This window comes from Chryseobacterium binzhouense (assembly GCF_007474545.1).
In the GTDB taxonomy this organism is placed as follows: Bacteria; Bacteroidota; Bacteroidia; order Flavobacteriales; family Weeksellaceae; genus Chryseobacterium; species Chryseobacterium binzhouense.
Map to the genome: position 1 here is coordinate 556,343 of NZ_VKOG01000001.1, position 14,464 is coordinate 570,806.

Genomic DNA, 14,464 nt, shown 5'->3' on the forward strand with positions numbered 1-14,464 from the left:
GCTTTCACAAAGAATAATTTCAAAACAGCCATTAGAATTGTTATTAAATAACAGCTTAAGCATTTAATGACAAGTTTCAGGATTATGTTGATGATTGGGATCTGTATTCGTACAGTTTATATCGTGACCGGGAGATATTTTCATTGCTTCCTTTTTTGGGGAAACGTACGGAATTCCCAGTTCCAGACCTCGTACAATAAAAAGACCGCCTAAAATAATCATCACCACCGGAACTACTTTAAGTACTTTTATCCTAAATGTCTGGCTCATCAGATTACCCACCAATACAACCGTAAACATAAAAGGAAGAGTTCCCAATCCGAATAAGCTCATGTAAAAAGCTCCCTGCCAAATGCCGCCACTTGCCAGACTTGCTGTGAGTGCCATATAAACCATTCCGCATGGCAAAAATCCGTTCAAAATTCCGGTTGTAAATCTTGACCGGTAATCTGCTTTTTGGAGTAATTTTCCTAGGTTAGATTTTACTTTAAAAAGAAATTTCGAAATAAACGGAATCTTTGATGCGAAATCTTTTCCGCCAAACGAAAATAAAGCCATAATGATAAGCAAAACTCCAACACCAATGGTAAGATAGCGTTGGAATCCTGCCATTTCAAATCCTTCGCCTATAATACCCAGAATACCGCCGAGTAGAGTATAGGTAAAAATCCTTCCAAACTGATAGGTCAGATTCTGAAGATAATAATTAGTTGCTTGTTTCTTGGTCAAACCCATTGATAGCGCAATAGGGCCGCACATTCCGATACAGTGGAATCCTGATGCGAAGCCTAAGCCCACTGCAGATATAATCAATGCTATTTCCATATCACGTCATAGTCCAGTCGATAGTCGGTTTTATCTTTTGTCCAGCTCAGTCTCAAAGTGTAGTTTCCTTTAATTAAGACAGCCGCAGGGATCGTGAAAGAATTGTCTGACTCAAGCTGAACAGTTTTTTTTATATCTAAATTCTGATCATCTGATCTGTTTAATACAAAACTGACTGTTGAATTGGAGTTATTGATTTCCAAAGGAAATGTAATGGTAATTCCTTTTGTTGATTGGGAATACACTGGTTTTTCTTCCAGTTTATCCGCACGGTTTTTTGCATCAATTACCGATTGATACTGAAGCTCTTCTTCATAATAATGCTCAGTAACCATTTCCGAATTTTTTTGACCGTTCGGAAAAAGAAACAGCATTGACAAAATAAATATAATAAATGAGGCAAGTGCTAAAACAATACCGTGCCCCCAAGTGAAATTTTTCATAATTTTTTTCTTTAAAACTGTAATTTAAAAGGTCCTTCAAAATAAGTCTGGTACGAATCAATGAGCTTGCCGTTCATGTCATACACCCCAATGGTAATATTTTGTTTAGATAAATTCATTTCTGCTTCCGGGAAACTGATGCTGATGGTTCCTTTGGCTATTTTATCACGTTCAACCGTAATTTTACTGGAGCCGCTGAAACCTATTTCTGCATGAGAAGGCTCAATAACTTTTATAGTAACAATTTTTTTATCGTTAGTCTTATTGAGAAATGTATAATTATATGTATTGGTAATTTTTCCTTCTCTTACGAAGAATGTACTTCCTGCTGGTTTGATGAATTTTGCTTCCATTTCGCCGCGGTTATAAAGTAAGAAACCTAAAAATCCTATCAATAACATCAGTACCACAGAAAAGCCTTTCATTCTTCCCGTGAATTTGAAAGGAATCTGTTTTTCTATTTCGTTTTCCGAAGCATATCTTATCAATCCTTTTGGCAAGCCTACTTTTTCCATCACTTCATCGCATGCATCAATACACGCTGTGCAGTTCACGCATTCCAGCTGTTGACCGTCACGGATATCAATTCCTGTCGGGCACACTACAACACACTGAAAACAGTCGATACAATCTCCTTTTCCCGCAGCTTTTCTGTCTTCGCCTTTTCTCCATTTAGAACGGTTTTCGCCTCTTTTAAAATCGTAAAAAACATTGATGGTGTCTTTATCAATCAAAACTCCCTGCAATCTTCCGTACGGACAGACTAAGGTACAAACCTGTTCTCTGAACCATGCAAAAACAAAATAAAATGCAGCTGTAAACAGGATCATTACCATGAAATTGGTAGGATTGGCAAAAGGTCCCTGTGAAATAATATTGAAAACTTCCTCATATCCCACAATATACATAAACATGAAGTGTGTGATAATTAAGGAAATGATAATGTATATCGACCACTTTAAACTTCTTTTCCAGATTTTTTCACTGTTCCATTCCTGTCTGTCCAGCTTCATTTGCTTATTACGGTCTCCTTCAATAGCATATTCAATTTTACGAAATATAGACTCTAAAAAAATTGTCTGAGGACATATCCACCCGCAGAAAATTCTTCCGAATGCAATTGTAAAAACGATAATGAAAATAAGTGAAGCAATAGCACCCAGCGTAAGAATAAAAAAATCTTGAGGATAAAAAGGCTGTCCGATAATAAAAAATTCTCTGTCGATGACATTGAACATGAAAAACGGATTACCGTTAATTTTAATAAATGGAATTGAAAAATAAATCAGCAACAAAATAAAGCTTACTAAATTTCTGTAGTTGGTATACTTTCCTTTAGGTTTTCTGGGGAAAACCCATTTTCTTTTACCAGACTGTTCCATTGTGCCTATAGAATCTCTATAGGTTTCAGGATCTAATACCTGACCCTGTCCGCCGCGAACGGCTTCATTCTCTATTTTTGACATTTTTGGTATATTTTAAAAACGAAAAAAACATAATCCGTTACTATTTTTATCTAATAACAAATTATGTTTTTTCATATATTTTTAAATTTAATTACTGTTTTTCCCAATTCGCTTCATCCCCGTAAGGAGGAGCTCCGCCTTCTGCCGGAGTAATCGGCTTTTTAAGCTGATTGATTGAGTAAACATATGCCGCAACATTCTGAATGTCTGTACCTGTAAGAACTCCGTTTTTACCCCAAGCCTGCATCGCAGTTCCGGTAACTCCGTTTTCTACGATATGGAAAACATTTTTAAAGAGTTTTTTCTCAGGTTGGTTTTTCCAGAAGTTATCGGTTAGGTTAGGACCAATTCCACCTCTTCCCCCTTCAGAGTGACAAGACACACAGTTAGTTTTGAATACTTCTTCTCCTGCTGCAATATTATCTTCAGAAAATTCTGCGCTTTCAAGAGTCACAGGCGGCTGATCTGCTAAATATGCAGCAACGCTTGCTTCCTGTTCCTTATATTCTTTTTCGTATTCCTTAATCGGACTTGCAAAATCTGTGAAAGAAAAAGCAAATACATAGACGATACAAAAGGCAGTTCCGAACCAGAATAATCCAACCCACCATTTAGGAAGCTGGTTGTCTAGCTCCATAATGCCATCAAAGCCGTGGTCAATAAGAATATCTTTTTCTTCAGTTTCAGATTGCTTTTTAAATGCAGCCATATACTGTCTCTTTAGAAAAGGTATTTTCTTTTCAGCGAGATATGTCGCTTTTTCTTCATCTGATAGTTTCCCAAACTTCTTGTTTTCGATTAAATCTCCGATTGCACTGTGTATGTACGCCAATATTCCGCCAATGATTACAGTACCCCAGAAATAAAGGGATGAAAAAAACGAATAACTTTGTACAAACAGATAATAAAAAACAATTAAAAGTCCTGTTATAATTAAAATGTTTACAAAAACCGGTGTTCTTTGTTTCATAATAAGTAGTTTAATTTTTTAAATTAAAATCATCCTCGTCATCCCCAAGCGGTGCATGTTCTTCCTCTTTGTAATATTTTTTGGGTCTGCTGAACACATATATTACAAGAGCTACGAAAAACAGCATAAAGAATATCAGCGCCAGAGTCTGATAAAAACCAGCATTATCAGTATTGGATAATATGTCTTTAAAGTTTTGAGGAATCATCAGTAACTTTTAATATTTTAGTTATTACTCGCTGTTTTTATTTCAGTCGTTTTAATATCTGTACCTAATCTTTGCAGGTAAGCAATCAAAGCAACAATTTCTTTCTTCTCAAGTTCACCTTGTGGTCTTTTCGCATATTCGTTTTTCAAATCTGCTGCTTCCACAAAGATGTCTTTTACAATACTCGCAGCCTGATTATCTGCCCATTTATCAGCAGAATCAATTTGAGCTTTTGTATAAGGCACATCATATACTTGCTTCATAAAAACAATTTTGTCTACCATTTTTGAACGGTCTAAATTGTTTGAAATCAACCAAGGATAACGAGGCATGATAGAACCCGCTGATGTAGATCTTGGGTTGTACATATGCTTATAATGCCAAGAACTTGGGTTTTTACCACCTTCTCTGTGCAAATCCGGCCCTGTTCTTTTAGAACCCCAAAGGAAAGGTCTGTCGTATACAAACTCTCCGGCTTTGGAATATTGTCCGTTTTTACCGTTAAATCTTACAATTTCATCTCTGAATGGTCTTACCATTTGTGAGTGACAGGCATTACATCCTTCACGGATATATAGATCTCTACCTTCAAGTTCAAGCGGAGAATAAGGTTTTACCGCTGATATTGTTGGTACACTTTTCTTTAATGAAAGGGTCGGAATAATCTCAACCATACTTCCTATAGAAATTGCTACGAAAGATAAGATACCCAATAATAAAGGCATTCTTTCCAGCCAAAGGTGAGTACCTTCTCCCTCTTTTCTCTTGTTGCTGATATTAGCTAACGCAGGAGCTTCTGCAGGAACTTCTTTTTGGAATGATCCTTTTTTGACGGTCATATAAGCATTAACAACCATTAAAAGTCCTCCTGAAAGATATAAAAGTCCTCCTACAAATCTCATTTTATAATATGGAACGATAGCTGTAACAGTATCTAACCAGTTTTTCCATAAAAGAGTTCCGTCCGGATTAAACTGTTTCCACATCAGACCTTGCGTAAATCCTGCAATATACATTGGTACCGCATAGAAAATAATACCTAATGTTCCTAACCAGAAATGCCAGTTTGCTAATTTTACAGACCATAGTTTTGTTCTCCACATGATCGGGATCAGATAGTAGATAACACCAAACGCCATAAAACCATTCCATCCTAAAGCACCTAAGTGTACGTGTCCAATTACCCAGTCAGTAAAGTGACCAATCTTATTGATGTTTTTAGTAGCTAAAAGCGGACCTTCAAAAGTTGCCATTCCGTAACATGTAACGGCTACAACAAAGAATTTAAGAATAGGATTTTCTCTTACTTTATCCCAGGCTCCTCTTAAGGTTAACAAACCGTTGAGCATTCCACCCCATGATGGTGCAATAAGCATAATGGAGAACCCTGTTCCCACCGCCTGAGCCCATGCCGGCAAAGCAGTATACTGAAGGTGGTGAGGTCCTGCCCAAATATAAACAAAGATCAATGACCAGAAGTGAATGATTGATAATTTGTATGAAAATACTGGTCTGTCTGCTGCTTTTGGCAAGAAATAATACATCAAACCAAGAACCGGTGTTGTCAGTACAAATGCAACAGCATTGTGACCGTACCACCATTGTACAATCGCATCTTTTACTCCTGCGTATGCTGAATAGGATTTCCATCCTGCGAAAGACAACGGAACTTCAAGGTTATTGAAGATATGAAGCATGGCAACCGCAATCCACGTACCGATATAAAACCAAATCGCAACATACAAATGGCGCACTCTTCTCTTTCCGATGGTTAAAAACATATTAATTCCGAAAACAATCCATGAGAATGCAATCAAAATATCAATTGGCCATTCGTGTTCAGCATATTCTTTAGAAGTGTTGATCCCCATAAAGAATGTGATGAAAGTTGCTACAATCATGATTTGCCATGTCCAGAAATGAATCCATGAAAGGGTATCACTGTACATTCTGGTTTTAAGCAATCTTTGTAGCGAGTAGTAAACTCCTACATAAACGATATTACAAACAAATGCAAAAATTACCGTTGTGGTGTGAAGCATTCTGATTCTTCCAAAACCTAGCGCACCGTTGGTATTTATTAAGCCTTGTATGTTTCCTGACGCCAGACTTTTGATTGTTTCGTCATCGGTCCCGAACAAAAATTCAGGAAGCTCAGGATAGAAAAGCATCAATGCTGCCGTAAGCCCGAATACGAAACCGATAATTCCAAAAACTATGGTTGCGTATAGGAATGCACGAACAATACTGTTGTCATAACTAAACTTTTGTGTCTCCATATTAACTATTCACTTTTTTCTTCAAATTTATTACTATCACCTTTTTTCTTTTCGCTGTCGCTGCTCGAAAGGTCTTCTGTTTCCTTGATTTCTTCATTATCAAAGAGGATTCTCACAGCAGGAGATTCATCATCTTCAAACTGTCCTTTTCGGGCATACACTATAAATACGACCAGAAAAACAGCAGCCAAAGAAACGCTGCACAGGATCATTAAATATAGAATATCCATCTGACAACAAAATTAACCTATTTTCGGGTTTCAAATTTAGTGAAAAATAATGACTTTCGTCACGAAATACGGGTTTTGGTTAATTTAAAACCAGTCTAAATAAGCGTTTTTTATGCTGCTTTTTTAAAATGTTTTCTGCCTAAAATCCATGTGGAAATTGTAGTAAAAGTGATCACGGTAATAGAACTTATGGGCATGATGATGGCGGCGAAAAGCGGACTCATGTTTCCGGTTACGGCAAAGCTGAGACCTACAATATTGTAAAGAAAACTGATTACGAATGTTAATTTGACAATGGTAATAGATCCCTTGCAGACATTAAGGTAATGATTAAGCTGCGTCACTTTTTCTCCATTCATGATCACATCTGAGGACGGTGTAAAGCTATTGCTGTCGTCTGAAATTGCAATTCCTACGTTGCTTTGTTTCAATGCACCGGCGTCATTCAGTCCGTCACCGAGCATGATTACTTTAGAGCCTTGATTCTGAAGGTTTTGGATGTAATTTAATTTGTCTTCAGGGCTTTGATTAAAAGCCATAGAGCTGCAATTCGGAATAATTTCTTTCAATTGGTTTTCTTCTGATGAATTATCGCCGCTCAGAATATAAATTTTATACTGAGTAAGTTTTGTAAATAAGTTTTTGAGGTTGTCGCGATATTCATTTTTGAAAATATATTTCCCTAAAAACTGATTGTTTTTGCTGATGTAAACCGCTGTTTCTAGGTTTTTTGACTCCTGATTGTTGTATTTTGCCGAGCCAATTTTGTATAAATTTCCTCTGATGTATGCTTCGTATCCTTTTCCGGAAATTTCCTCGAAATTTTCTACGGGATAATATTCGTCGGGAACATTCAGATAGTCATACAGAGATTTGGATAACGGATGATTTGAATTTTTAACCAGGCTTTTAATGTTCAATAGATCAAATTCCTGAATATCAGCTCCTTCGTATTTTAAATTTGATTTTTTTCTGTGCGTAATTGTTCCTGTTTTATCAAAGACAAGAGTATCAACTTTAGCAATTTTTTCTATAGTTAAGGTGTCTTTTACATAAAATTTATTTTTGCCCAAAATCCGCATGATATGTCCAAAAGTGAAAGGAGAGGATAGCGCTAAAGCACATGGGCAGGCAATAATGAGAATGGCAGAAACAACCTGAAACATTTTTTCAAGATCAATAAAATACCAATATGTTCCTGCAACAACAGCAATGCCTAAAATAATGAATGTGAAGTATTTACTAATGTTGTTGATGAGTGTGTCAAGTCCCGTTTCATGTTTTTTAAACGCTTCTTTGTTCCATAGCTGGGTGAGATAACTCTGATCCACATTTTTGATAACTTCAAGCTCAAGAGAGGAACCAATCTGTTTTCCTCCGGCGAAAATTTTATCCCCGGGATTTTTAGAAATACTTACGCTTTCACCCGTAATAAAACTGTTGTCGATATTACCTTTTCCGCTGATTAGGATTGCGTCTACCGGAATGATTTCCTGATTCCTTACAAGAATTCTGTCTCCAATTTTAATTTCAGAAAGCAGAATGTTTTCCTGTTTCCCGTTAAAATCAACTTTTGTTACCGCAATTGGATAGAATGATTTATAATCTCTGTCATAGGATAGTGAGCTGTAAGTTCTTTTTTGGAAAATTTTTCCCAAAAGCATAAAAAACAACAGTCCGCATAAAGTGTCAAAATATCCGGGACCGTAATCGGTTGCAATTTCATAAATACTTCTTCCAAACAGGACGAAAATTCCTAATACAATCGGAACGTCAATATTAACAATTCTGTTTTTTAAGCCATACCAAGCTGATTTGTAATAATCTGACGCAGAGTAAAAAACGACAGGTACAGACAAAAGAAACATTAAAATTCTGAATAAACCTTTGTAATGCTGCATCCAGAAATCTTCGCCACCAATGTACTCTGGGAACGCCAGAAACATTCCGTTTCCGAAAGCAAAGCCGGCAACGGCAAGCTTCACCAGCAAAGATTTATCTAGGTTTTCTTCATTTTTATCTGCTGTTTCCAGATTTATGGCTGGTCTATAGCCAAGATTGGTGAGGAATTTAGCAAGTTCGCTCAGCTTCAGCTGGTTATGGTCAAAAGAAATCTGTAGCGTTTTTCTGGTGAAATTTACCTGAGAGTATTTAATATCTTTGTGTAAAGTATGAAGGCTTTCTAAGAGCCAAATGCATGAAGAGCAATGAATTACAGGAATTCTAAACGTCACGAGACTGGTATTGCCTTCAGAGAAATCAGTTATTCTGTCAAAAATTTCCTGAGTGTCTAAATAATCAAACTGAGATGAATCGTCTTCTGAAGGTCGGATTCCTGCTTTTTTATTAAGCTCGTAAAAATTACTTAGATTGTTGGTATTCAGAATTTCATAAACAGATTTGCAGCCTGTACAGCAGAAAATTTTTTCATCGAAAGAAATTCTCTCCTTTTCTATCTCTTGCCCGCAATGAAAACAGTTCTCGCTCACCTTCATAAATTATTGACTTACAAAATTATAACAATTTTTTTTGTTTATCGGATTAAAATGTTCTATTTTTGTGATAAATGTCATATAAAATGTCGCAGGAACAACAAATTGCCATTGAAGAAAGATTTGCAAGAGTTTTCAATGATAATTCATTCAAAGAAAGGCTCAGCAGTGCAGATTTTGAAAGATATATTAGAGCTAAAAAAAAGCTGACTTTCGGTAAGCATGATATCATTTTTGAAGACGGAGAAGCACCGAAAGGTGTTTTCGTTTTAGAAAAAGGAGCAGCAAAACTTTCAAAATCCGGAGCGTTCGGGAAAGATCAGATTCTGAGATTCATCAAAGAAGGCGATATTATTGGATACCGATCTTTGCTTTGTGGTGAAAATTTTCAGGCTAAAGCAGAGGCAATGACCGACATTGAAGCTACTTTTTTACCTGCAGATGTTTTTATGTATCTCCTTGAAGTAGATTCTCAACTTTCATTTGTAATGCTGCAGAAGATTTCTTACGAACTGGGAGAATCTTCTAATACCATTACTTTTTTAGCACAAAAAACAGTGAGAGAAAGACTTGCTGAAATATTGCTGCTTCTTGAGCAAAAACTAGGAACTGATCCTGAAGGTTTTATCAAAATTTCTTTAACCAGAGAAGAAATAGCCAATATTATTGGTACTGCAACAGAAAGTGCCATCAGATTGATTTCCGAATTTAAAGGAGATCATCTCATTGAAGTGGATGGCAGAAACATTAAAATCCTGAATCACGAAAAACTGATGAAACTGGGGCACGTTGTTTTATAAAGAACAGAGATGATTGATTGCTGATAAATCAATCATCATTTTTTTTGCTCAAAACTTCTGACGAATAATCTTTCATCACTTATTATCTATCACTCATCATTAATTATTATGTCTGTACATTCTGAAATAAAAAAAGTTACGACTGAAACCTTACGAAAAATGAAATTCGATAAGGAAAAAATCACAATGCTCACCGCTTACGATTTTACCACTGCAAAAATGGTAGATGCAGGCGGAATAGATGCTGTACTTATCGGTGATTCGGCGGCAAATGTAATGGCTGGTTTCGAAACAACGCTTCCCATAACACTGGATCAGATGATTTATCATACACAAAGTGTTGTAAGAGGTATAGACAGGGCATTAATTGTGGCGGATCTTCCGTTCGGAACTTACCAAAGCAATCCGGATAAAGCACTGGAATCTGCTGTAAGAATGATGAAAGAAGGTGGTGCTCATGCTGTTAAAATTGAAGGAGGAAAAGAGATTTCAAAGTCTATCAAAAAGATCATCAATGCCGGTATTCCAATTATGGGACATTTGGGATTGACTCCACAATCTATTTATCAGTTTGGAACCTACAAAGTAAGAGCTAAAGAAGATGCTGAAGCAGAAAAACTGATCAGTGATGCAAAACTCTTGGAAGAATTAGGATGTTTTGCGGTTGTTTTAGAAAAAATTCCTGCTGATCTGGCTAAAAAAGTTACAGAGAGCATCACAATTCCTACCATCGGAATTGGAGCAGGACCCGACTGTGATGGTCAGGTTTTGGTGTACCATGACATGATCGGTATGAACAAAGGTTTTTCGCCCAAATTTTTGAGAAGATATCTTGATCTGTATACGGAAATTACCGGGGCTGTTTCACAGTTTGTAAAAGATGTAAAAACATCAGATTTTCCAAATAAAAATGAAAGCTATTAATGAGAAATAATTTACAGGCAGCTCAGGGAATTTTGTCGATTTTAGCCATCATCTGTATTGCTGTAGGATGGTTTAATCTTTTTTCGGAGGATATCAATTCTTTTCTCTCCAGAAGATTGTTCTATATTCTGATAGGTCTAAGCTTTATTTTGCAGGCTCCGACTTTAATCAACAATAAATTTACTTATCCGATGTATGCGGCAGCTGCATTATGTATTGTCGGTGCTTTTTTACCATTGGATTCTCCCTTTGCCTCCATCAAAACACTTGGTCTTTTAGGGGGAATTGTTATTTCGTTTACCAATAGGTCGCAGTATAACAAATAAACAAAAACCAAATAAAATATTTTAATCCATTAAAGTTATTACAGAAACTTTAATGGATTTTTTAAATCAGTTCTTCATCCTGAAAATACTGAATGATTGCTTTTTTCATCAGAAGCTGCTGTTCGTTGGGCTTTAATTCAGGCAGTTTTTCTACTTCCTCAAAATGAGGATAGCCATCATCGTCATAATGCGAGAATTTGAAATATCCGAAAGGTTCAAGCAAACGGCATACTGCTATATGAAGAAGATTTACTTTGTCGTCTTTGGTGTATTTTTGCTGTCCGCTTCCTAATTCCTGTACTCCGATTAAAAAAAGATAGGTTTCTATCGGTGCATTTTTCTCAGTATCAAAATTTTCACTGAAAAACTGTTCTACTTTTTGCCAGTATTCTGATTCGTTGATCATAATTTTTATCAATTAATTGTCATTTTCATTCGCCTTATCATTCTCTGAGTTTTGCTCATCCTGTTTTCTGGCAAGATCAAGCAATTCGTTAAATTTCTGATTTTTTCTTTCCTGTATGTATTCCTGTTTTTCAATTCTTCTTATTTTACTTTTTTGAAAAAGATAATATGAAATAAAAAGGCAAAGAAAGATAATTGCAAATGTCATCGGTTTCTATTGTTTGTCAATTTTTAATAGAAATGCGTATTCCAGCGCATCTTCCTTTAAAGATTCAAATCTTCCGCTTGCTCCTCCGTGTCCGGAACTCATATCAGTTTTGAAAATCAGGATGTTATCATCTGTTTTCAATTCTCTCAGTTTTGCCGTCCATTTTGCAGGTTCCCAGTATTGCACCTGAGAGTCGTGAAAACCTGTAGTGATCAGAATATTCGGATAATCTTTAGCTTCCACATTGTCGTAAGGCGAATATTCTTTCATGTAATGGTAGTATTCCTCATCATTTGGATTTCCCCACTCGTCGTATTCTCCGGTTGTTAAAGGGATGGTTTCGTCAAGCATTGTGGTTACAACATCTACGAAAGGAACCTGTGCTATAATACCGTTGAATAAAGAGGGTTCGTAATTCATCACCGCACCTACCAAAAGTCCACCTGCGCTTCCACCCATAGCATACAAATGTTTTGAGGAAGTATAATTTTGCTTAATCAAAAACTTTCCGGCATCTATAAAATCAAAAAAAGTATTTTTTTTGAATAACATTTTTCCGTCTTCGTACCATTCTCTTCCCAGATATTCTCCGCCTCTGATATGGGCAATGGCATAAATAAATCCTCTGTCGAGAATTGATAGCCTTACATTAGAGAAACTTGCATCAACGGTATGGCCATAACTTCCGTATCCATATAAAAGAAGCGGAGTTTCGGCTGATTTTTTTGTGTCTTTATGATACACCAGAGAGATAGGTATCCTTGTTTCTCCATCTCGGGAATCTGCCCAGATTCTTTCAGAAATATAATTTTCCGGATTAAATTTTCCACCTAAAACTTCCTGCTGCTTCAGCATTTTGGTCGTTTGATCTTTCATATTATACTCAAACGTTGTGCTTGGTTGGGTGAGTGAAGTATAACCGTAGCGGAGAACTTCCGTATCAAACTCAAGATTAATGCCGATGTAAGCGGTGTAAGTAGGATCTGTAAAGCTGAGATAATGAGATTCCTGATTTTTTTCGTCGATAATTTTAATCCGGAGTAAACCTTGTTCTCTTTCTTCTAATACAAGATAATTTTTAAAAATCTCAAAACCTTCCAGTAAAATTTCAGGGCGGTGAGGAATCACATCCACCCAGTTTTCCATACCGCAGTTATTGATTTTTGTTTTTACCAGCTTAAAATTGGTAGCATCATCAGCATTGGTAATTATATAAAACTCATCTTCATAATGTTCCACAGAATATTCCAGATTATCTATTCTTGGCTGAATGACTTTCCAATCAGCAAAAACATTATCTGCGGGAATAAAACGATGCTCATCTGAAATTGTGCTGGAACTCGCCATGAAAATATATTCCATAGATTTTGTCTTGAACACGTTTACGTCAAAAGTTTCGTCCTCCTCATGAAAAATCAAAACGTCTTCAGCAGCATCTGTTCCTAATTGATGTCTGAAAACCTGAAATGCACGCAGGCTTTCATCTTTACGGATGTAAAATACATGCACATTATCATTCGCCCAGACTGCTTTTCCTGTGGTGTTTTCTATTACATCAGAAAGAATTTCACCGGTTTTTAAATCTTTAAAATTGAGCGTATAAATTCTTCTTCCTACATTATCAGAGGAAAAAGAAGCTAATTGATTATTGGGACTCACCGCAACATTGGCTACTTCAAAAAATTCTTCTCCTTCTGCGAGGATATTTACATCAAGTATAATTTCTTCTTCATGGTCAAGACTTTTATATTTTCTGCAGAAAATAGGATATTCTTTACCCTCTTCGTAACGAACGATATACCAATAGCCATTAAAAAAATAAGGCAGTGACTCATCATCCTTTTTATATCGTGCTTTCATTTCCTCGAAAAGTTCTTCCTGAAGCTGTTCGGTATCTTTCATTATAAAATCCGAATAGGCATTCTCCGCTTCTAGGTATTGTATCACTTCGGGATTCTCTCTTTCATTCATCCAGAAATAAGCATCTGTTCTCTTATCTCCGTGTATTTCAAGTGTTTTTTCTATTTTTTTTGCCTGTGGAGCTTTCATCTGATCTAATTCTTGTTCAAATGTAGTTAAAAAAAAACCATCTTACCTGCTATGAGGAAGACGGTCTTGTCGTGTAAAGATTTTAACTTATTTGTGTAAAACTTTAATGTATTTTTCCAATGCCATTGTCATGGACGGAGTTTCTTTAGTTGGTGCCATTAAATCTACTTTCAGTCCTGCTTCTTCGGCAGCGGCAGATGTTGTAGGACCAAAAACGCCTATTTTGGTATCTTCCTGCTTAAAATCCGGAAAGTTTTGCTGTAAAGATTTGATTCCCTGCGGACTGAAGAAAATCAGCATATCGTAATCTTTTATAGTGATATCCGTAAGGTCACTGCAGACAGTTCGGTACATGATTGCTCTTTTCCAGTCTACATTAGATGCCTCCATTGTTTTTACAATATCCGGACTTAGAAGGTCTGAAGATGGGAGCAAATATTTTTCTGAGGGAAATTTTTTAAAAAGCGGTAAAAGGTCCGAAAAATTCTTTTCGCCAAAGCTTATTTTTCTCTTTCTGTAAACAATGTGCTTTTGGAGATAATTGGCAATTGCTTCCGACTGACAGATGTATCTCATCGTATCCGGAACTGCAAACCTCAATTCTTCTGCAAGCCTGAAATAATGGTCAATAGCATTCTTACTGGTAAAAATAATACCGGTATACTGTGTAAGGTCTATTTTTTGTGTTCTGAGTTCTTTGTTGTCTACACCTTCTACGTGGATAAACGGGCGGAAGTCAATCTTTATTTTTTCCTTCTTCGCAATTTCCAGATAAGGAGAAGACTCACTCGGCGCTGGTTGAGAAACCAATATTGATTTTATTCTCATCATGTACTCTA

Annotated in this window: 15 protein-coding genes; 3 read left to right on the top strand and 12 right to left on the bottom strand. The window is 36.3% G+C overall.

Annotation, left to right across the window (positions count from 1 at the left end; genetic code table 11):
- Window positions 1-63: 63 nt before the first annotated feature.
- From FNE73_RS02540 to FNE73_RS02575, 8 genes are all read right to left on the bottom strand, one after another.
- On the bottom strand, window positions 64-825 hold the full coding sequence (locus FNE73_RS02540) for a sulfite exporter TauE/SafE family protein (protein WP_143883211.1): 762 nt from the start codon (window positions 823-825) through the stop codon (window positions 64-66).
- The gene (locus FNE73_RS02545) at window positions 816-1,268 is read right to left on the bottom strand and encodes a FixH family protein (RefSeq protein ID WP_143883212.1); all 453 of its coding nucleotides are present in this window, start codon (window positions 1,266-1,268) and stop codon (window positions 816-818) included. Before FNE73_RS02545 ends, FNE73_RS02540 begins: the two co-directional genes overlap by 10 nt.
- A gap of 11 nt (window positions 1,269-1,279) precedes the next feature.
- On the bottom strand, window positions 1,280-2,734 hold the full coding sequence (gene ccoG / locus FNE73_RS02550; protein WP_143883213.1) for a cytochrome c oxidase accessory protein CcoG: 1,455 nt from the start codon (window positions 2,732-2,734) through the stop codon (window positions 1,280-1,282).
- 91 nt (window positions 2,735-2,825) lie between these two features.
- Window positions 2,826-3,704 (bottom strand): c-type cytochrome, encoded by an 879-nt coding sequence (locus tag FNE73_RS02555; protein ID WP_143883214.1) that lies wholly within the window; start codon window positions 3,702-3,704, stop codon window positions 2,826-2,828.
- 10 nt (window positions 3,705-3,714) lie between these two features.
- The gene (locus FNE73_RS02560) at window positions 3,715-3,912 is read right to left on the bottom strand and encodes a cbb3-type cytochrome oxidase subunit 3 (RefSeq protein ID WP_143883215.1); all 198 of its coding nucleotides are present in this window, start codon (window positions 3,910-3,912) and stop codon (window positions 3,715-3,717) included.
- Between the two features lie 17 nt (window positions 3,913-3,929).
- Window positions 3,930-6,191 carry a cytochrome-c oxidase, cbb3-type subunit I gene (gene ccoN, locus FNE73_RS02565; RefSeq protein ID WP_143883216.1) on the bottom strand — a complete coding sequence of 754 codons (2,262 nt, stop codon included), beginning with the start codon at window positions 6,189-6,191 and terminating at the stop codon, window positions 3,930-3,932.
- Between the two features lie 5 nt (window positions 6,192-6,196).
- Window positions 6,197-6,421, bottom strand: coding sequence for a cbb3-type cytochrome oxidase assembly protein CcoS (gene ccoS, locus FNE73_RS02570; RefSeq protein ID WP_143883217.1), 225 nt, complete (start codon window positions 6,419-6,421; stop codon window positions 6,197-6,199).
- 110 nt (window positions 6,422-6,531) lie between these two features.
- Window positions 6,532-8,910 (bottom strand): heavy metal translocating P-type ATPase, encoded by a 2,379-nt coding sequence (locus tag FNE73_RS02575; protein WP_185147277.1) that lies wholly within the window; start codon window positions 8,908-8,910, stop codon window positions 6,532-6,534.
- A gap of 89 nt (window positions 8,911-8,999) precedes the next feature.
- On the opposite strand from FNE73_RS02575, the gene FNE73_RS02580 reads away from it, so the two are divergent.
- From FNE73_RS02580 to FNE73_RS02590, 3 genes are all read left to right on the top strand, one after another.
- A complete protein-coding gene (locus FNE73_RS02580) occupies window positions 9,000-9,713 on the top strand; it encodes a Crp/Fnr family transcriptional regulator (RefSeq protein ID WP_143883805.1) in 714 nt (237 codons plus the stop codon).
- Between the two features lie 108 nt (window positions 9,714-9,821).
- Entirely contained in the window at window positions 9,822-10,637 is an 816-nt protein-coding gene (panB, locus tag FNE73_RS02585; RefSeq protein ID WP_143883219.1) for a 3-methyl-2-oxobutanoate hydroxymethyltransferase, read from the top strand.
- On the top strand, window positions 10,637-10,963 hold the full coding sequence (locus tag FNE73_RS02590) for a hypothetical protein (protein WP_143883220.1): 327 nt from the start codon (window positions 10,637-10,639) through the stop codon (window positions 10,961-10,963). The genes panB and FNE73_RS02590 overlap by 1 nt, the downstream gene beginning before the upstream one ends.
- A 61-nt stretch (window positions 10,964-11,024) precedes the next feature.
- Here FNE73_RS02590 and FNE73_RS02595 read toward each other — a convergent pair whose 3' ends face one another.
- The 4 genes from FNE73_RS02595 to FNE73_RS02610 all read right to left on the bottom strand — a co-directional run bounded on the left by FNE73_RS02595 (window position 11,025) and on the right by FNE73_RS02610 (window position 14,453).
- Window positions 11,025-11,369, bottom strand: a complete 345-nt coding sequence (locus FNE73_RS02595) for a hypothetical protein (protein WP_143883221.1) — start codon at window positions 11,367-11,369, stop codon at window positions 11,025-11,027.
- Between the two features lie 12 nt (window positions 11,370-11,381).
- Window positions 11,382-11,576 carry a hypothetical protein gene (locus tag FNE73_RS02600; protein ID WP_143883222.1) on the bottom strand — a complete coding sequence of 65 codons (195 nt, stop codon included), beginning with the start codon at window positions 11,574-11,576 and terminating at the stop codon, window positions 11,382-11,384.
- A gap of 6 nt (window positions 11,577-11,582) precedes the next feature.
- Complete coding sequence (locus tag FNE73_RS02605; RefSeq protein WP_143883223.1) at window positions 11,583-13,625, bottom strand: S9 family peptidase; 2,043 nt, start codon at window positions 13,623-13,625, stop codon at window positions 11,583-11,585.
- Between the two features lie 87 nt (window positions 13,626-13,712).
- On the bottom strand, window positions 13,713-14,453 hold the full coding sequence (locus FNE73_RS02610) for a uroporphyrinogen-III synthase (RefSeq protein ID WP_143883806.1): 741 nt from the start codon (window positions 14,451-14,453) through the stop codon (window positions 13,713-13,715).
- Window positions 14,454-14,464 lie beyond the last annotated feature (11 nt).